The organism is Sphingobium terrigena (assembly GCF_003591655.1).
GTDB lineage: Bacteria > Pseudomonadota > Alphaproteobacteria > Sphingomonadales > Sphingomonadaceae > Sphingobium > Sphingobium terrigena.
In genome coordinates, this window is sequence record NZ_QVRA01000002.1 from 43,388 (window position 1) to 61,365 (window position 17,978).

At 62.3% G+C, this 17,978-nt stretch carries 17 protein-coding genes; 4 read left to right on the forward strand and 13 right to left on the reverse strand.

The window, feature by feature from the left end; genetic code table 11:
• Positions 1–46: 46 nt before the first annotated feature.
• The 4 genes from D0Z70_RS02245 to D0Z70_RS02260 form a co-directional block, all read right to left on the reverse strand.
• Positions 47–229: a DUF1289 domain-containing protein gene (locus D0Z70_RS02245; RefSeq protein ID WP_119743789.1), complete on the reverse strand. Its 183-nt coding sequence runs from the start codon at positions 227–229 to the stop codon at positions 47–49.
• Between the two features lie 10 nt (positions 230–239).
• Positions 240–1,163 carry a CDF family Co(II)/Ni(II) efflux transporter DmeF gene (gene dmeF / locus D0Z70_RS02250; protein WP_119743790.1) on the reverse strand — a complete coding sequence of 308 codons (924 nt, stop codon included), beginning with the start codon at positions 1,161–1,163 and terminating at the stop codon, positions 240–242.
• Between the two features lie 10 nt (positions 1,164–1,173).
• Positions 1,174–1,449 (reverse strand): metal/formaldehyde-sensitive transcriptional repressor, encoded by a 276-nt coding sequence (locus D0Z70_RS02255; protein ID WP_119743791.1) that lies wholly within the window; start codon positions 1,447–1,449, stop codon positions 1,174–1,176.
• A gap of 125 nt (positions 1,450–1,574) precedes the next feature.
• Positions 1,575–3,326 carry a chloride channel protein gene (locus tag D0Z70_RS02260; protein WP_119743792.1) on the reverse strand — a complete coding sequence of 584 codons (1,752 nt, stop codon included), beginning with the start codon at positions 3,324–3,326 and terminating at the stop codon, positions 1,575–1,577.
• Between the two features lie 127 nt (positions 3,327–3,453).
• Between D0Z70_RS02260 and lgt the strand changes: the two genes are divergently transcribed.
• A complete protein-coding gene (gene lgt / locus D0Z70_RS02265) occupies positions 3,454–4,326 on the forward strand; it encodes a prolipoprotein diacylglyceryl transferase (protein ID WP_119743793.1) in 873 nt (290 codons plus the stop codon).
• Positions 4,327–5,054: 728 nt separating this feature from the next.
• Here lgt and D0Z70_RS02275 read toward each other — a convergent pair.
• The 7 genes from D0Z70_RS02275 to dusB form a co-directional block, all read right to left on the reverse strand.
• Positions 5,055–5,999 carry a glutaminase gene (locus tag D0Z70_RS02275; RefSeq protein WP_119743794.1) on the reverse strand — a complete coding sequence of 315 codons (945 nt, stop codon included), beginning with the start codon at positions 5,997–5,999 and terminating at the stop codon, positions 5,055–5,057.
• Between the two features lie 128 nt (positions 6,000–6,127).
• A complete protein-coding gene (gene hfq / locus D0Z70_RS02280; RefSeq protein ID WP_006960545.1) occupies positions 6,128–6,610 on the reverse strand; it encodes an RNA chaperone Hfq in 483 nt (160 codons plus the stop codon).
• Positions 6,611–6,764: 154 nt separating this feature from the next.
• Positions 6,765–8,135 (reverse strand): nitrogen assimilation response regulator NtrX, encoded by a 1,371-nt coding sequence (gene ntrX, locus D0Z70_RS02285; RefSeq protein ID WP_006960543.1) that lies wholly within the window; start codon positions 8,133–8,135, stop codon positions 6,765–6,767.
• Complete coding sequence (locus D0Z70_RS02290; protein ID WP_119743795.1) at positions 8,125–10,380, reverse strand: sensor histidine kinase; 2,256 nt, start codon at positions 10,378–10,380, stop codon at positions 8,125–8,127. Before D0Z70_RS02290 ends, ntrX begins: the two co-directional genes overlap by 11 nt.
• 109 nt (positions 10,381–10,489) lie before the next feature.
• The gene (gene ntrC / locus D0Z70_RS02295) at positions 10,490–11,935 is read right to left on the reverse strand and encodes a nitrogen regulation protein NR(I) (RefSeq protein ID WP_119743796.1); all 1,446 of its coding nucleotides are present in this window, start codon (positions 11,933–11,935) and stop codon (positions 10,490–10,492) included.
• Positions 11,935–13,044, reverse strand: a complete 1,110-nt coding sequence (locus D0Z70_RS02300) for a two-component system sensor histidine kinase NtrB (protein WP_119743797.1) — start codon at positions 13,042–13,044, stop codon at positions 11,935–11,937. The genes ntrC and D0Z70_RS02300 overlap by 1 nt, the downstream gene beginning before the upstream one ends.
• Positions 13,041–14,063, reverse strand: coding sequence for a tRNA dihydrouridine synthase DusB (gene dusB / locus D0Z70_RS02305; RefSeq protein WP_119743798.1), 1,023 nt, complete (start codon positions 14,061–14,063; stop codon positions 13,041–13,043). Before dusB ends, D0Z70_RS02300 begins: the two co-directional genes overlap by 4 nt.
• 98 nt (positions 14,064–14,161) lie before the next feature.
• Here dusB and D0Z70_RS02310 point away from each other — a divergent pair, with 98 nt between their 5' ends.
• Together D0Z70_RS02310 and D0Z70_RS02315 are read left to right on the forward strand one after the other, a co-directional pair.
• On the forward strand, positions 14,162–15,349 hold the full coding sequence (locus tag D0Z70_RS02310) for a bifunctional 2-C-methyl-D-erythritol 4-phosphate cytidylyltransferase/2-C-methyl-D-erythritol 2,4-cyclodiphosphate synthase (RefSeq protein WP_119743799.1): 1,188 nt from the start codon (positions 14,162–14,164) through the stop codon (positions 15,347–15,349).
• Positions 15,350–15,353: 4 nt separating this feature from the next.
• Positions 15,354–15,872, forward strand: coding sequence for a CinA family protein (locus D0Z70_RS02315; RefSeq protein ID WP_119743800.1), 519 nt, complete (start codon positions 15,354–15,356; stop codon positions 15,870–15,872).
• Here D0Z70_RS02315 and D0Z70_RS02320 read toward each other — a convergent pair.
• Together D0Z70_RS02320 and lipA are read right to left on the reverse strand one after the other, a co-directional pair.
• Complete coding sequence (locus D0Z70_RS02320; protein WP_119743801.1) at positions 15,818–16,294, reverse strand: type II toxin-antitoxin system RatA family toxin; 477 nt, start codon at positions 16,292–16,294, stop codon at positions 15,818–15,820. The genes D0Z70_RS02315 and D0Z70_RS02320 overlap by 55 nt on opposite strands.
• Before the next feature lie 4 nt (positions 16,295–16,298).
• Positions 16,299–17,294 (reverse strand): lipoyl synthase, encoded by a 996-nt coding sequence (gene lipA / locus D0Z70_RS02325; RefSeq protein ID WP_119744072.1) that lies wholly within the window; start codon positions 17,292–17,294, stop codon positions 16,299–16,301.
• 38 nt (positions 17,295–17,332) lie between these two features.
• Between lipA and D0Z70_RS02330 the strand changes: the two genes are divergently transcribed.
• Complete coding sequence (locus D0Z70_RS02330; RefSeq protein WP_119743802.1) at positions 17,333–17,971, forward strand: carbonic anhydrase; 639 nt, start codon at positions 17,333–17,335, stop codon at positions 17,969–17,971.
• Positions 17,972–17,978 lie beyond the last annotated feature (7 nt).

Genomic DNA, 17,978 nt, shown 5'->3' on the forward strand with positions numbered 1-17,978 from the left:
ATCGGAAGATCGCCAGCAGGGCACGCTAGCCGCCAGGCTAGCCGGTTCACTTGTCCCGGCCGCATCCTGCCAGCTTCGCGAGCCGGCGCGGAAGGTCGGCGGCGATCTTGCGTTGTTGTTGCGGCTGCGCCTTCTTCCATGTCCTGCATTCGGGTTTGGACCTGCCGCACCCCCGGCACCAGCCGGTCGAACCGTCGAACGCGCACAAGTCTATGCACGGAGAGTTCATGCGTGCGCTTTCAATGGCACTCGACCGTCAGATGCTTCAGTTCGTGGACGGGGACGAGACGATTACGGATGATAGTCGCATCGATTCCCGCGCCGCCGACAACGCCGACGATCGCGGCATGTGCTTCAGGGCCGACACGCCAGACATGGAGATCGGAAATGCGCGCATCTCCGGGGCCTTCGACGAGATCCAGTATTTCCTCGGCCACATGATTATCAGTCGTATCGAGGAGAACCGCGGCGGTATCGCGCATCAAGCTCCAGGACCAGCGGGCGATCACCACCGCTCCAACGATTCCCATGATCGGGTCCATCCATATCCAGCCCAGATAGCGCCCTGCCAGAAGAGCCGTGATCGCCAACACAGAAGTGAGAGCATCGGCGAGCACATGCACATAGGCTGAGCGGAGGTTATTGTCCCCACCATGGGCATCATGATCATGGGCGTGATCGTCATGACCGTGATGATGATGGTGGCTACCCGACAGCAGGAATGCGCTGACGATGTTCACGCCCAACCCGATGACCGCAATCAGCGTCGCTTCGCCGAACGCAACCTTGATGGGTTCGAACAACCGCAGGATCGATTCGATCCCGATTCCAAAGGCGATAAGGCCCAGCACAAGCGCCGAAGCGAAGCCCGCCAGATCGCCGACCTTCCCGGTTCCGAAGCTGAACCGCCCGCTGGATGCATGCCGCTTGGCATAGGCATAGGCAATCGCTGCGACACTCAGCGCCCCGGCGTGGGTCGCCATATGAAAACCGTCGGCCAGGAGCGCCATCGAGCCGGTGACATAGCCGGCGAAGATCTCGCCGATCATCATCACAGCCGTCAGCACCACAACCCACAACGTCCGGCGGGCGTTCTCGTCGTGAGAGGCCCCCAGATACACATGGTCGTGCGTAAAGGCGTCAATGTCGCGGGACGTCGTCAATTTCTCAGCCTCATTTTGCGTAGCGGCGTATGACCGCGATCAGTTCTTCCGCCCCTGCGGCGCGCTCCTCGGCCGGAAGATCGGGATGCGCCACATGCGCGCGGACATGCTCCTCGATAATCTTGTCCATGAGGCCGTTGATGGCACCGCGTGTCGCTGCAACCAGATGCAGCGTCGTCGTGCAGTCCGTCCCTGCCGCCAGCGCTTTCTCAATCGCCGTGACCTGACCGGCGATGCGGCGCACCCGTTTCAGGAGTTCATCATTGCCTTCGGTCAGATGTCCCATAGGTTACCCCCCTACCCTATCTACAGAGTGTTGGCCAGTCCACGAAAACCGTTCAGTCGAATCCGACTTCAATCGCCTGGATTTTACGACCGTCGGAAGCGGTCAATTCGCTTCAGGGAACCACGTTAATCTTCGCCATAGAGGTCGCGCTGCGATCGATCGATCTCATCAGCGTAGCGCTTCCGGACATATTTCTCTGTCAGCATACCCAGTATGCGGCCCTCCGCATCGACAACGGCAAGATCGTCCGCACCGCTCTCGTCGAAACGCTCCATGATCGATCCGATCGATAAATCTGGAGACAAGGTGACGCCCTTGAGGATTGAGAGATCAGCGATCGCTCGCTCACCCTCCCCGGTGTCGGCGAAAACGGCCGCCGTAGGAACCAGACCGGCATAGTGGCCCACCGCATCCTGAAGTAAAACGCGACTGGTTGATCCCAGCGGGAATTGCTGTCGGAAGGCAGCCATGGGCAAGGTCGGCAACGCGGTGGCAGGTGCCGCCCGCATCATCTTGCGCGCCGTCAACAAGCGCATCCAGCCTATGTCCCGCGCGCTACGGATCACTTCGCCGCGCAGATGCAAGCGCCAGGTCGAAAACGAGTAGCCAAACCGCTCGCGGACCAGCGCACTTGAGCAAAGCGCGGCGGTCAAGACGACCGCCGTGATCCCGAAATCATGGGTTGCCTCCAGAACGAGAAGAGACATGGTCATCGGCCCGCCGACGACCGCAACGGCCAACGCCGCCATTCCCACAAGCGCTGCATCGACCATCGACAATGGGACGACGCCCGGGATGAGCATCCACAAGCCAGCAAGAATCTGCCCAAGCAACGAGCCCAGAAAAAGCGAGGCAAAGAACAGCCCACCCCGGAAGCCGAAGCCCAGCGAAACGATCGAAGCGAGGCATTTGAGAACGAAGATGAGCGCCAGCGCGCTGAGCGCCAGTTCGCTGCCGATCGTTAGGTGCAGCGCGCCATGTCCGGCCGAGAGCGCGTGGGGCGAGCCCATTGCGATCGGAATGAGGATCAGGCCACCGACGACGGGTCTCGCCCACTCGGGCAGCATTGTGCGGCGGACGGCAGCCTCCGCAAAGGACACCAGCCGCATCAGCGCGATGCCGATGACCGCAGCGATCAAACCCAAAACCGCATAGAGGAGATAGTCCACAGTCGCGAGGTTCTGGCTACTCGTCGCGGCAATCAGATAAGGCGTCGCGCCCAGTGTCCGCGCCGTAACCACCGCTGCCAGCGTAGCCGCGACCACAGGGGCAATACTGGCGGGCGTGTAGGCACCTATGACAATTTCGAAGGCATAGAAAGCGCCTGTCAGGGGCGCGCCAAACGCAGCCCCAATTGCTGCCCCGGATCCGGCTCCAACCAGCACGCGCAAGTCATTGCGGCGCAAGTTGAGCCATTGGCCAACAAGCGAGGCGATCCCTCCTCCCGCTTGTGCATAGGCCGCCTCGAGCCCGACGGATGCTCCACAACCGTTGGAAACAAGGGTCTGGCCAGACACAAGCGCCGTATCGCGAAAGGGTATCCGTCCGCCGTGCAGCGCATTGGCCTCCACCACGTCGATCGCAGTCCGCTTGTTGTTGCGAACCAAGACCAGAATCACGCCGAGTACCAAGCCTCCGAACGGCAAAGCTAGCAACCGGATCGGAGAGATTGAAGCAAGGCCGCTGAGGCGGTCGGCAACCTGGAGGCCGTACAGGGTGGATTGTAGCAAATGTGCCGCCGCGCCGAGGACGGCGGCCAGGAGTCCAGCGGCAATGCCAACGCCGACCGCGAGCAGAATGAAACTCGCTTCGCTGGCCCTGAACAGGCGCCGTGCGGCGGACACAAATCCGCGAGGTCGCAAAAGCCGATCATTCATGGAACAAATCGCTAGGCGCCTTCCCGTGCGGCGCGGAGGACATGGCTGGAAACATGGGAAGGATTACCGTTTGAGCGCGAGTCTGGAACATGCGAATGAGCAATTTTCCCTTAGATCGGACTGCACCATGAGTCTCGCGGGTCATGCCCAAACCGCGATCTATTTTTCATCGCTACACCTCAATCCAGTGCTGCTCCAGATTGGCCCATTTGCGCTCCGGTGGTACAGCCTTGCCTATATAGTCGGCATTCTACTTGGCTGGTTCTATCTTGTCCGGCTCCTGGCAGAAAACGCTGCCCCTATGACGCGCGAACAGGCCGATGGCCTGGTGACATGGATGACGGGAGGCATCATCATCGGCGGTCGCCTCGCCTATGTCGCCTTCTACGATCCGGAAGCCTATCTCGCGCAGCCGCTGAAGATATTCCAGCTTTGGGCGGGCGGCATGTCCTTTCATGGCGGAGCGCTCGGTGTTGCCATTGCGATCATACTGTTCGCGCGCAACCATCGCCTGCAATGGCTAAGGATCATCGACTATGTCGCGATGTGCGCGCCGATCGGGCTGTTCCTCGGACGCCTCGCCAATTTCGTGAATGGCGAGCTTTGGGGAAGCCCAACCACCGTGCCGTGGGGCATCGTCTTTCCCCATGGCGGACCTCTCCCCCGCCATCCAAGCCAGCTTTATGAGGCAATGCTGGAGGGACCGATCCTGTTTCTACTGCTCTGGTGCCTGTTTCGTTTCACGAGTTCACGTCAGCGTCCGGGCCTATTAAGCGGCGCGTTCATTCTCGGTTACGGTCTTTTCCGTTTTCTCGTTGAATATGTTCGTGAGCCTGATCAGCAACTCATCGGCTTCGCGGCCGAGACGGGCCTTCATATGGGCCAATGGTTATGCCTGCCCATGATTGTCGGCGGCGCGGGCCTGATGCTCTGGACCTGCCGAAACCCGCGTCGCGTCGCTGCCCACCAATCTTGGTCGGCACATCTCTGGAGAATTTGAAGTCCCCATATCGCGTCGACCGCTATTCCGAACGCAAGTCGGCGGCCGTCAAGCTGGACGCCGTAAAGGATCTAGCGTCGCAGTCCGTCGCTTGAACTGCTGCGGTCAGTGCCTGAGCGGCGCAGTACGCAGACGGCATTCCCCAAAAGGCCATGTCGATACTGGAGCGCAGAATCTGGTGCTTCTGCTGTGATGCTCAGACCGATCGGCAGTTCCTTCGAGTTCACCATCCTAGTCTAGCCATGAGCCGACTAGGTGCAAAAAGGGTAGATTCGTGCCCATTTGCCCGCGTTGCTGCACAAGCGGCACTTCAGTGCCCTCCCCCTTGCGGCAATCAAAATCCTAGGCCATCACCACTTTCAGATCGAACCGAGAGAGAGCCGAGCTACACGCTTTTAGGAGCGATGAACCGCTGGACCTCGTGCCACGATCAGAATTGAACGCTGATTTATTGGCTCCAAGCGCAAGACAACAGCCACCCCAAAACGGGGAATGGCAAGTTTTCATGCGCCACTTTGGACAGTGAACGACGTATTATTCGTCGTATAGATCTATCTCAAGCAGCGTTCTTGAACGCGGCACGGTAACGCGTGACCAGTTTCCTAGCTTCCATCGTAGGAAGCCGAAAGAAGTTCGCGATGTAGACTAACGGGGGAGCCAGATTTTCCTGCCAGCGCGGCGATGCTGCCGCCCGCAGGAAAGGCTCCAGACTTATCCGATACTCTGCTTCAGTCCCCCTCGTCCGGCGGACTGAACACCGACCAGCCGGTGCGGCGGGCCAGTTCCTCCAGCGCCAGCGTGCCAAGGCAGCTATTGCCGCTGGCGTTGAGGCCCGGCGACCAGACCGCGATGGCAGCGCGGCCCGGCACGATCGCCAATATCCCCCCGCCCACGCCCGACTTGCCGGGGATGCCAACGCGGAAAGCGAAGTCGCCCGATGCGTCATAATGACCACAGGTGAGCATCAGCGCATTGATGCGGCGCGCCCGGCGGGGCGAGATCACGCGCCCTCCACCCGGATGCTGCCCGTCGAGCATCAGATAGCGCCCGGCAAGCGCCAGTTGCCGACAGCTCATCTCGATCGCGCATTGATGGAAGTAGCTGCCCAGCACCAGTTCGGCGGGATGGCGCACATTGTTGAAGGCGCGCATATAGTTGGCGAGCGCCATGTTGCGGAAGCCCGTTGCAGTTTCCGACGCGGCCACCGCTTCGTTGATGGTGATGCTGTCATCGCCAGCCAGATAGCGCACGAAGCGCAGCATCTCGCCAATGGCGACGCGCGGCTCATGACCGCCCAGATTGACGTCAGCGACCACGATCGCGCCCGCATTGATGAAGGGATTGCGCGGGATACCCTGCTCATGTTCCAGCTGGGTGATCGAATTGAACGCATTGCCCGACGGCTCGCGCCCGACCCGGTCCCACAGCTGGTCGCCAACCTTGCCGAGCGCCAGGGTCAGCGCAAATACCTTGGACACGGACTGGATCGAAAAGCCGGTATCAGCATCGCCCCCGGTCAGCACCCGGCCATCGGCAGTGACGATGGCGATGCCGAATTGCGCCGGGTCGACCGTGGCGAGTTCGGGGATATAGGTCGCGACCTGCCCGCGATCCTCCATCGACGCCATGCTGGCAGTAATGTCGGCTATGACGGCTGGAAGATCGAGGCTCATGCCTTTGCCCTAACCCTGTTGCGCAAAGCCGAAAGGCCGCATCGAACGATCATACAGACTGTATGACGCCTCGATACGGCCTTTCCAAACGCTCAATTCAAAGGAGGCGGAAATACGCTCCGAGCAGGTCAGTCGTCCTGTTCATTCTCGCCCGACAGGTCGAGCGAATGGAGCGGCTGGACCGTGGAAATGGCGTGCTTATAGACCAGCTGGACCATGCCATCGCGTTCCAGCAACATGCAGAACAGGTCGAACGCGGCGATTTCGCCTTGAAGCATCACGCCATTGACCAGGAACATCGTCACCGGGCTGCCCGATTTGCGGACGGCGGTCAGGAATATTTCCTGCAACAGCTTGGCCTTGCCATTGCCGTCGCTGGCCTTGCGCAGGTCGGTCAGGTCCATCGACTGGGCGGGCATCACGGTGGAGATGGCGTGCTTATACACCAGCTGGGACTGGCCATCGCGGCGCAGCAGCACGGAAAAATTATCGAACCAGGTGATGATGCCTTGCAGCTTCACGCCCTTGACCAGGAACATGGTCACCGGGGTCTTGCTCTTGCGCAGGCTGTTCAGGAAAATATCCTGAAGATTGTTCACTTTATCGGCCATATCTCTGACGGTCCTTTATTCTTGGCGGGACGTTACCCGCTCTTGCACCCCTGGGCAGGGTGTCTTGCCTGCCCCCGCTTGTCGGGGGCAGGGATAATCGTATCGCAATTGCGAAGGGGCGTCCATGGGGAATGGAGCGCCCCTGATCGCCATCCTATTCCTTGCCGTCGGTGATCCCCAGCAGCTTGAGTTTGCGGTGCAATGCGGACCGTTCCATGCCGATGAAGGTCGCCGTGCGCGAAATATTGCCCGAAAAACGGCGGATCTGGATGCGCAGATATTCCCGCTCGAAACTCTCCCGCGCCTCCCGCAGCGGCGCGCCCATGATGGCCGACTGGCCCATGCCTTCGCCGCCGCCGCTGCTCGTCAGTTCAGCGGGCAGCATGTCCAGCTCGATCCGGCCGATGCGATCACCCGGCGCCAAAATCATCGTGCGTTCGATGACATTGCGCAGCTGGCGGACATTGCCGGGCCATTCATTGGCTTGCAGCGCCGCCATGGCGTCACTCGCCATATCTGGCGGCGGCACGCGGCGTTCGGCCGCGAAACGGGCGAGATAATGTTCGACCAGCGGGGGAATATCGTCGCGCCGTTCGGACAATGGCGGGATGACCAGCGGCACGACGTTGAGCCGATAGAAAAGATCCTCGCGGAAACGGCGTTCCTCAATCTCGGTCGACAGGTCGCGCGCGGTCGAGGAGATGACGCGGACATCGACCTTCACCTGGCGCTGCCCGCCGACGCGGGTGAAGCTCTGGTCGGTCAGGACGCGCAATATCTTGCCCTGCGTCGTGATCGGCATGTCGGCGACTTCGTCGATATAGAGGGTGCCGCCATGCGCCTGTTCCAGATAGCCGGGACGCACCAGACCGCTCTGATCCTCCAGACCGAACAGTTCCTCCTCTACCCGGTCCGGGTCCATGCGGGCAGCGGCGACGATGATGAACGGAGAGTCGGCGCGGCCGCTCCAGCTGTGCAGCATCCGCGCGGCGACTTCCTTGCCCACGCCCGCGGGGCCGGAAATGAGGACACGGCTACCAGTGCCGGCGACCTTCTTGATCGTGGCGCGGACGCCATTGACCGCCGCCGATGTGCCGGTCAGTTCATCATCCTGCCCGAACCGGGCGCGCAACACCTGATTTTCGCGCCGCAACCGCTCCGTCTCGGTCGCGCGCGATACTAGATGGATGAGCCGGTCGGCCTCGAACGGCTTTTCGATGAAGTCGGCGGCCCCCTTGCGGATCGCGGCGACGGCTGTGTCGATATTGCCATGGCCGGATATCATCAGCACAGGAATGGTCGGGTCGCGTCGCTTGATCTCGTCCAGCAATTCCAGGCCATCCATGCGCGATCCCTGCAACCATACGTCGAGCAGGACGAGCGAAGGACGGCGCGAATCCAGCGCCTCTATCGCGCTGTCGCTATTGGCGGCGGTGCGGGTGGTGAAGCCCTCATCTTCCAGCACACCCGCGACCAAATCGCGAATATCCTCTTCATCGTCGACTATCAGAATATCAAGCGCCATTGGCCGTCACTTTTCCTTTGGGCATGGCAATAACCTGCCCCTCTTCCAATTTTTCCAGCGCCGCCGCAGCAAAACGCAATGTTACCGATGCGCCGCCACCCTGCGCGTCATCGAAGCGAATTTCCCCCAGATGCTCCTCGACAATCTTCTTGACGATGGCGAGGCCCAGACCCGTCCCCTTGGTCCGCGTCGTCATATAGGGTTCCAATATCCGGTCGCGTTCCGGGGGCAGGCCGATGCCGTCATCGCGCACGGTGATGACCAGATCCTCGCCCATCTGGGCGACCCGCATGGACACATGACCGCGCGGTTCGCCTTCCGTCGGTTCCGGCTTGGGTTCAATGGCTTCGACCGCATTTTTGACGATATTCGTCAAAGCCTGTCCCAATTGCCGCCGGTCGCAGACCAGTTCCAGATCAGGCGTATCAGCCTGATAGTCGAAGCGGATATCGGGATGCGCGACCTCATGCAGGAACAGCGCGTGACGGGCAATGTCGCCCACCGTCTCGCGCCGGAACACGGGCTTGGGCATCCGCGCGAAGGAGGAGAATTCATCGACGATGCGGCGCAGGTCGCCCACCTGCCGCACGATCGTGCCGGTCAGCCGGGTGAAGGTCGGCCGATCGCTGGTGATTTCGTCGGCATAGCGGCGCTGAAGCCGCTCAGCGGCCAGCTGGATCGGGGTCAGCGGATTCTTGATCTCATGCGCGATCCGGCGAGCGACGTCGGACCAGGCGGCGCGGCGCTGGTCTGACAATTGCTGGGTAATGTCATCAAAGGTCAGAATATGACCGGACGCATCATCCGACACTTTCACCGCCAGCGTACGCAGGTCGCCATGGGCGCGGACCTGCACGATGCCTGCGCTCTCATCCGATGCGATCAGATCGGCCAGTTCGGTCGATACGTCGCTCAGCAGACGGCCGACCGGATCGTCGCCCTCCTCCACCAAAATGGCGGCGGCGGAGCGATTGAGCAGCTGGATCACGCCCTTGCGATCCACAGACAGCACGCCAGCCGTCACGCCCGACAGAATCGCCTCGATAAAGGCGCGGCGTTCGTCCAGCTGGCTGTTGGCGGCGACCAGCGCACCGGTCTGTGCCTCCAGCCTTTGCGTCATGCGGTTGAAAGCGGAAGCCAGCGTGCCGATCTCGTCACGGGCGAGCGGACTGGTCACCCGCGCCGACAGGTCGCCCGCGGTGATCCGCCGTGCTGCCGTCACCAGTTCGTTTACCGGGCGCACCATCCAGTCGGCGACGGCCAGCGCGATATAGACGGCAATGCCGACCAACAGCAGCGATCCGACGAACAGGGCGATGTTGAAGCGCAGCTGCAACGCCCGCGATTGCGCCGAAAACACATCATAATCGGCGATCACCTTCTGCGCGCGCTCGACGTTGCTGAACGCCCATGACCCCGAATCGCGGGTGGCATAGAGATAGATTTTCGACCCCGGATACAGCAATGTCACCGCCTCGATCTGCTGCGGCTTGGCCTGGACGACGACATTTTCGCCCGCGTTCAGCCGCTTGACCACGGCGGCGGTCAGCATTTGCGCGGCGGGGCGGTTTTCCGGATCGACCGTGGCGGCGGTGCGGGCGACCCCATCCTTGCCGACTTCGATGATGGCCGATCGGTTGAGCTTGCGGGTCACGACCTGATAGATGAAGCCTTCGGCAAAGCGCGGGCTGTTGACCTTCGACTGGGCCAGATAGTCGCGCAGATCGCTGGCCATGGTGACCGTCTCGTCGCCGACTTCGCGCAGATTCTGCTCATAATAGCCGCGCGCCAGATCGCTGGCATTTTGGAGCATCCCGCGCGCGCTGTCGGAAAACCAGAATTGCACGCCATATTGAAACAGCAGGGACGCGAAGATCACCACCAGCAGCATGGGGACGCTGGCGACGATCGAGAAGATCGCGACCAGCCGGACGTGCAACTGGCCATCGCTGCCGATGGCCGACGCCGCTGCGCGGCGCTTGGCAACCCGACGCCCCAGCAACACCAGCAACGCGATGGCGGGGACGAGATTCGCTACCAGCAGCAGCGCGACAATCGGCGGGGTCAGCAGTGCGTAGGATTGGCCGCTGCCCGACACGAGCCGATAGGTCAGCACTGCCATGCCCACGAACAGCGCCAGCGTCACCGCCTCGACCAGTGCGGCCAGACGCCGTCGGCGCAGGAAAGGCGGCAGATGTTTCCGCCAAGCCGGCACCCGCCGGGAAACTGTAGTCGCGCCGCTCATAGTGGCTTTGTTACAACAACCCCGTGCCCGATCAAACACAGTATTTGTCGCATCTGCTGTTACTGGTCGATCCAGACCGTCGGTTCGTCCCGCGTAGCGCTGATCTCGATCAATCGGTCAGGCGTAATTGCAGCGGGTCCAGCCCGTAATCGGTCAATTTCTTGCGCAGCGTATTGCGGTTGATCCCCAGCAGCCCGGCGGCGCGGATCTGGTTGCCATCGACGGTGGCCAGCACCTCTTGCAACAGGATCGGCTCGATGACGGCCAGCAGATCGTCATGCAGATTGCGATTGGGCTGGCCGATGCCGACGCCCAATTGCCGCCGCGCCCAGTCGCGCACCGCATGGGCCAGATGATCGGCGGGTGCGGCATAGTCGGCCGGGACCGCATCCATCGGCAGCATGTTGCGCAATATCTCGCCGGTGATGACATTTTCGCGGCTCAGCACGGCCAGGCGCTGCATCATATTTTGCAGTTCGCGGACATTGCCGGGCCAGTGATAGACCATCAGCAACTGGGTCGCATCGTCCGCCAGCGTCTTGCGCGGCAGCCCTTCCTGCGCGGCGCGTTCCAGAAAATGGCGGGCGAGCAGGATCACATCCTCGCGCCTTTCGCGCAGCGCTGGCAGGGCAATCGGCACGACGTTCAGGCGATAATAGAGATCCTGCCGAAACCGGTTTTCCTCGATCAGTTGCGGCAGATGCTTGTTGGTGGCGGCGATGATGCGGACATTGACCCGAACAGGTTTGGAACCGCCAACGGTCGTGACCTCGCCCGATTGCAGCACCCGCAGCAGGCGGGTCTGTGCCTCCATCGGCATGTCGCCAATTTCGTCAAGGAACAGCGTGCCGCCCTGCGCCTGCTCGAATTTGCCCGCGGTGCGAGCGTGGGCGCCGGTGAAGGCACCTTTTTCATAACCGAACAGTTCTGCCTCGATCAGTTCGCGCGGAATCGCGGCCATGTTGATCGCGACGAACGGCTTGGTCCGGCGCTGGCCCAGGCTGTGAATCGCTTCGGCCACCAGTTCCTTGCCGGTGCCCGATTCGCCCAGTACCAGGATCGACAGATCGTTCGACAACACGCGGGCGATAGTGCGATAGACTTCCTGCATCGCGGGCGATCGCCCGACCAGCGGCAGTCCGTCATGGGGCAGCCCTCCCTCCTCCGCCGCTCCGCCTGCCTCATGCCGGGTGCCGAGCGCATCGGACACGGCGCGCGTCAATTCGTTGAGGTCAAAGGGCTTGGGCAGATATTCAAACGCGCCCTTTTCGGTCGCGCGGATCGCGGTGTTCAGCGTGTTCTGCGCCGACAATATGATGACGCTGAGCGCCGGGCGGGCGGCGATGATGTCCGCTACCCCGTCCAGCCCGTCACCATCAGGCAGCATGACGTCGGTAATCAACACGTCGGGCGTGAAACTGTCCATCAGCGCGGCACGCTCGCGGATCGACCCGGCGGTCTTGACCTTATGCCCCTGCCGTCGCAGCGCTTCGCCCACCACCACGCAGATGGCGGGATCGTCATCGACCACTAGGATCGTCCCTGTCGCGGCCATCAGCCCATCCCCATCGGCAGCAATATGCGGAAGGTGGATTCGCCCGCCTCCGCATCGCGCGCATATTGTACAAAGCCGTTCATGTCGCGGACCAGCTTGTCCACCAGCGCCAGCCCCAGTCCCTGCCCGTCGCGCTTGCCGGTGATGAAGGGGTTGAAGAGATGGTCCAGAATATGTTCCGGCACGCCCGGCCCATTATCGACCACGACGATCTCGATCGGCAGCACCGCGCTGCCCTTGCCGCCGCCGACCATGACGGACACGCCATGGCGAAAAGCGGTTTCGACGCGGATGCGGGGCTTGGCGACATGCTCCAGTGCCTCCGCTGCATTTTTGAGCAGGTTGATCATCACCTGCACCAGCGCATCGTCATTGATGTTGGCAAATGGCAAGGATGGATCATAACGCTTTATGATACGGACATGTTTGGCAAAACCTGCCGCTGCAATATCGGCCGCGCGGTCGATCAGCGGATAGATGTTGCCGGGGTGGCATTCCAGCGTCCGGTCGGTGGTGAAGTCCTGCATCCGGTCGATCAGCGCGGCGATACGATCCACCTCGTTACAGATCAATTGGGTCAGCGCCGCGTCGCGCCCGCCCTGCCCACCTTCCAGCAATTGCGCCGCGCCGCGTATGCCCGACAGCGGATTTTTGATCTCATGCGCCAATATCGCCGCCGCGCCCATGGCGGACCGCGCCCCGCCCGACGTGCCGCGATGACCGATCTTGCGCGCCTGGCTCTGCGCATGGAGCGACACGACCCGCCAGCCATCATGATCGACGATCGGCGCGATCATCAGGTCGACCTCCATTTCGGCAGTACGCCCGGCATGGACCTTGATATCATAGGCCGCGATCGGCTTCTGGCTGTGCCAGATGTCGAAGCGCGCACCGGCCTCTGCGATGCGGATGGTGCGCGCGACATCGCTGCCGACGATGGCGGACCGGGCCATGTTGAGCAGGGTTTCGGCCCGGACATTGGCTTCGGCAATGCTGTTGTCGGGCCGGATCACCAAAGTCGCCACCGGCAGCGCGGTCATCTGTTCGGCCAGCGATGGACCGTCCTGCTGCATCCGTAACGGCGGCACCAGCGGCAGCGTGCCGCTCATGCCGCCTGACGCGCGTCCACCGCCTCGACCTCGCCCGCAATCAGCGGTTCGTAAAAGCGGGCGAGCATGTCCAGCACCTTGTCCGCATCCGGCTCCTGATTGACCGCATGGCGGAACTCGGCAGAACCGGTCAGCCCCTTGGTGTACCAGCCGATATGCTTGCGGGCCATATTGACCCCGGTATAATTATCATAATGATCGAGCATTGCCTTATAATGCTCTATGATAGCGTGATATTGTTCTTCCAGCAACGGGTCCGGCACGCGCTCGCCCCGGTCCAGCCAGGCCATGACCTGACTGATCAGCCAGGGGCGGCCATAGGCACCGCGCCCGATCATCACCCCGTCCGCGCCGCTCTGTTCCAGCGCCATGTCGGCGTCCTCGATCGAGCAGATGTCGCCATTGGCGATGACCGGCAGCTTGACCGCATCCTTGACCGACCGGATGAAGCCCCAGTCCGCTGACCCCTTATACATCTGGCACCGGGTGCGGCCATGAACGGTAATCAGCTTCGCGCCCAGATCTTCGGCAATATGCGCCAGTTCGGGCGCATTGAGGCTGCTATGATCCCAGCCCATCCGCATCTTGACGGTGACAGGCACGTCGACCGCCTCGACCGTCGCCTTGATCAGCGCAGCGGCCAGCGGCAGGTCGCGCATCAGCGCGCTGCCCGCGTCGCCATTGACGACCTTCTTCACCGGGCAGCCCATATTGATGTCGATGATCGCCGCGCCGCGATCCGCGTTCAGCTTAGCCGCATCGGCCATTTCGGCGGGCGAGCAGCCTGCCAATTGCATCGACACGGGTTCCTCCAGCGGATGCCAGGCAGCCTTTTGCAGCGACTGGCGCGTCTCGCGGATCATCGCGGCGGTCGCGATCATCTCGGTCACGTTGAGGCCGCAGCCATAGCGGCGCACCAGCGTGCGGAACGGCATGTCAGTGACGCCGGTCATCGGCGCCAGCACGACGGGCATGTCGATCGTCAGCGGACCGATGGAAATGGGGGAAAGCCTGCGCATGATACTCGAACGATACTGCCTAAAAAACAGGCAGCCCATAGCGGTTATTGGCCTGCGGGGCAAGCGAAGGGGTCTGGCGGGGGCAGCCCCAAGCGTCTATGCCCCGCGCCATGACTGACAACAGGCACAGAACGCTCGCCCTGCTGGTCGCCGCTGGCACCGGCAGCCGCGCGGGCGGCAATATTCCCAAGCAGTTCCGCACCGTTGGCGGCAAGGCGGTGATTGCCCATGCGGTGGACGCTCTGGCGGCGCATGAGGGCATTGACGCGATCCATCTGGTCATCGGTGCCGGGCAGGAGGCGCAAGTGCGCGCGCTGCTGGGAGATCGCGCGATTGCCGGGGTGACGCTGGGCGCGGACAGTCGGCGCGGATCGGTACGCGCGGGGCTGGAGGCGATTGCGGCGGCGGGTGGCGCGGACCGGGTGCTGATCCATGATGCGGCGCGGCCCTTCCTGCCGGGTGCCGTGGTGGACCGGTTGCTGGGAGCACTGGACGGTGCGCAGGGAGCGATACCGGTGTTGCCGGTCGCTGATACGCTGGTCCGTGGTGAGGGCGACGTGATGGGCGAAGGCGTGGCGCGCGACGGGCTGTTCCGCGTGCAGACGCCGCAGGCTTTCCGCTTCGACACGATCCTGGCGGCGCACCGTGGCTGGGACGAGGGCCGCGAAGCCACGGACGATGCACAGATTTTGAAAGGCTGGGGCCATGACGTCATCTTGGTTGCAGGCGACGAGGGACTGGAAAAATTGACCTACCCACAGGATTTTGCCCGCGCCGAGGCCAGGCTGGCAAGCGCCCGCACAGTGCGCGTCGGCATGGGCTATGACGTCCATCGCCTCGCCCCGGATGAGGAATTATGGCTGGGCGGCGTGCTCGTCCCCCACGATCGTGGGCTCGCCGGGCATAGCGATGCCGACGTAGCGTTGCACGCGATCGTCGATGCGCTGCTGGGGGCACTGGCAGAGGGCGACATTGGCAGCCATTTCCCGCCATCCGACGCGCAATGGCGCGGGGCCTCGTCAGACCGCTTTCTGGCCTATGCGGGCGACCGTGTGGCGGCACGCGGCGGGACGATCGACCATATCGACCTGACCATCATCTGCGAAGCGCCCAAGATCGGCCCGCATCGCGACGCCATGCGGACGCGGATCGCGGAGATACTGAGCATGCCGATCGACCGTGTCAGCGTGAAGGCGACCACCACCGAGCGGCTGGGCTTTGCCGGGCGGCGCGAAGGTATTGCGGCACAAGCGGTTGCCACCCTCTTCCTTCCCGCGCTATCCTGATCCGATGCCAGACAGCATCCTCCCCACCATCCTGGTCGAACTTGCCGACCGGGTCATCATCGCCAACCGTCGCGCCGGGCGGACCATTGCCGTCGCCGAAAGCTGCACCGGGGGGCTGGTGTCCGCCGCCCTCACCGAAATCGCGGGCTCATCCGACGTGTTCGAAGCCGGATTCATTACCTATTCCAACGATATGAAGGCGGAACTTCTGAAGGTTTCGCATGATGTGCTGGAAACATTCGGGGCGGTGTCCATCGCCACCGCCTGGGCCATGGCGCAGGGTGCGCTGCTCAAAAGCCATGCCCATGTCGCCGTCGCCATAACCGGAATTGCCGGGCCGGGTGGCGGAACGGAGCAGAAGCCGGTCGGCACCGTCGTATTCGCCCGCGCGGAACGCGGGGCAAGTCCCGACAAGATCGTCGCGGACATGCGGCATTTCGACAATGATGGCCGGGGCGGCGTACGGCTTCAGGCGGCGCTCTGTGCGCTTGAACTGCTGCTGCCCGATTCGCCGGGCGCATAAAGCTGCGCAGCGCGCGTTTCGAACGCGCCGATCATCTTGCGCAGCGCCTTGTCGAACATCTGGCCCGCCAGCATTTCGAACAGGCGATTCTTGAAGGCGAACTCGACCTCGAAATCGACCAGCACCCCGCCCTGCCCGTCATCGCGGAAGCGCCATTCATTGTGCAGATGCTTCAAGGGACCGTCGAGATAATCGACCCGGACATGGTCGGGCCGATGCTTGTGAACGCGGGAGGTGAAGCTTTCCTTGATCCCCTTGAACCCCACGATCATGTCAGCGACCATTTCCGTGTCGCTGCTCGACCGCACCCGGATCGCACTGATCCAGGGGAGAAATTCGGGGTAGGCCGGGACGTTCGATACCAGATCGAACATCTGGGTCGGGCTGTAGGGCAGATGCCGTGTCTCGTTATGGCGGGGCATGGATTTACTGGGCAGCCTTGGCCAGCTTCGCCTCACGCGCGGCGCGCATTTCGGCGAAATCCGCGCCGGCATGATAGCTCGACCGGGTAAGCGGGCTGGATGCGACCTGCAGGAAGCCCTTGGCCCGCGCGATCGCGGCATAGGCATTGAACGCGGCGGGCGTGACGAACTCGATCACCTTGGCATGTTTGGGCGTGGGCTGGAGATATTGGCCCATGGTCAGGAAATCGATGTCGGCCGACCGCATATCATCCATCACCTGATGCACTTCCAGCCGCTCCTCACCCAGCCCCAGCATGATTCCGGACTTGGTGAAGATGGACGGGTCGAGCCGCTTGACCGACTCCAGCAACCGCAGCGAGGCATAATAGCGCGCGCCGGGGCGGATGGTGGGGTAGAGGCGCGGCACCGTCTCCAGATTATGATTATAGACGTCGGGTCGCGCCGTAACGATCATCTCGACCGCACGCTCATGCTTGTTGCGGAAGTCCGGCGTCAGGATTTCGATCGTCGTGTTCGGCGTCGTGCGGCGCAGCGCCTCGATCACCTTGACGAATTGCGACGCGCCGCCATCCGGCAGGTCGTCGCGATCGACCGAGGTGATGACGATATGTTCCAGCCCCATTTCGGCGCAGGCATCGGCCAGATTCTGCGGCTCGTTGACATCGACCTTGCGCGGCATCCCGGTCTTGACGTTGCAAAAGGCGCAGGCCCGCGTGCAAACATCGCCCAGGATCATCACCGTGGCGTGCTTCTTGGTCCAGCATTCGCCGATATTCGGGCAGGCCGCTTCCTCGCAGACCGTATTCAGCCCCTTGTCGCGCATCAGCTTGCGCGTCTCATGATAGGCCGGGCTGGTCGGCGCCTTGACGCGAATCCAGTCGGGTTTGCGCGCGCGCTCCGGCTTGACAGGGTCACCGGGCATGGGGATCGGGGCGATGTCGTTCATCTGCCCCAGATAGCGATCCAGCGCACCACTTGCCAGTCCCCATATGGCCATACTTGCCAGCATCCTTATTGTGCGGCACAGACCGGCGCATGGCTGATTTTTCCAACATGATCGAAGGCTATCGCCGCTTCCGCCAAACGGGCTGGACTCAGCAGCGCGAGCGATGGGATGAACTGAGCGAAGGACAAAGCCCCAGGGTGATGATCATCGCCTGTTCCGACAGCCGGGTCGATCCCGCGCAGATTTTCGACACCAATCCCGGCGAGATTTTCGTCGTCCGTAATGTTGCCGCGCTGGTGCCGCCGTTCGAGACGACGCCCGGTCATCATGGCGTATCAGCGGCGCTGGAATTTGCCGTGCAGGTGCTTCAGGTCAGCGAAATCATTGTCATGGGCCATGGCAAATGCGGGGGTTGCAAGGCGGCGCTCAGTCATGATCTGAAGGATGCAGAACCCGGCGAAGGCGGTTTTATCCATAGCTGGATCGAGCTGCTGGACCCGGCGCGCGACACGGTGATTGCGCGCTATGGCGAGGATCGCAGCCGGGACGTCGAACGGGCGATGGAGCAGGAAAGCGTCAAGGTGAGCCTGGCAAACCTGCGCACCTTCCCCTGCGTCCGGTCCAAGGAACGCAAGGGCGAGTTGAAACTGATCGGCGCTTTCTTTGCCATTTCCGACGGCCAGTTGCATGTCATGGATGAGCAGAGCGGCATCTTCACGCCTGCCTGAAAGGACA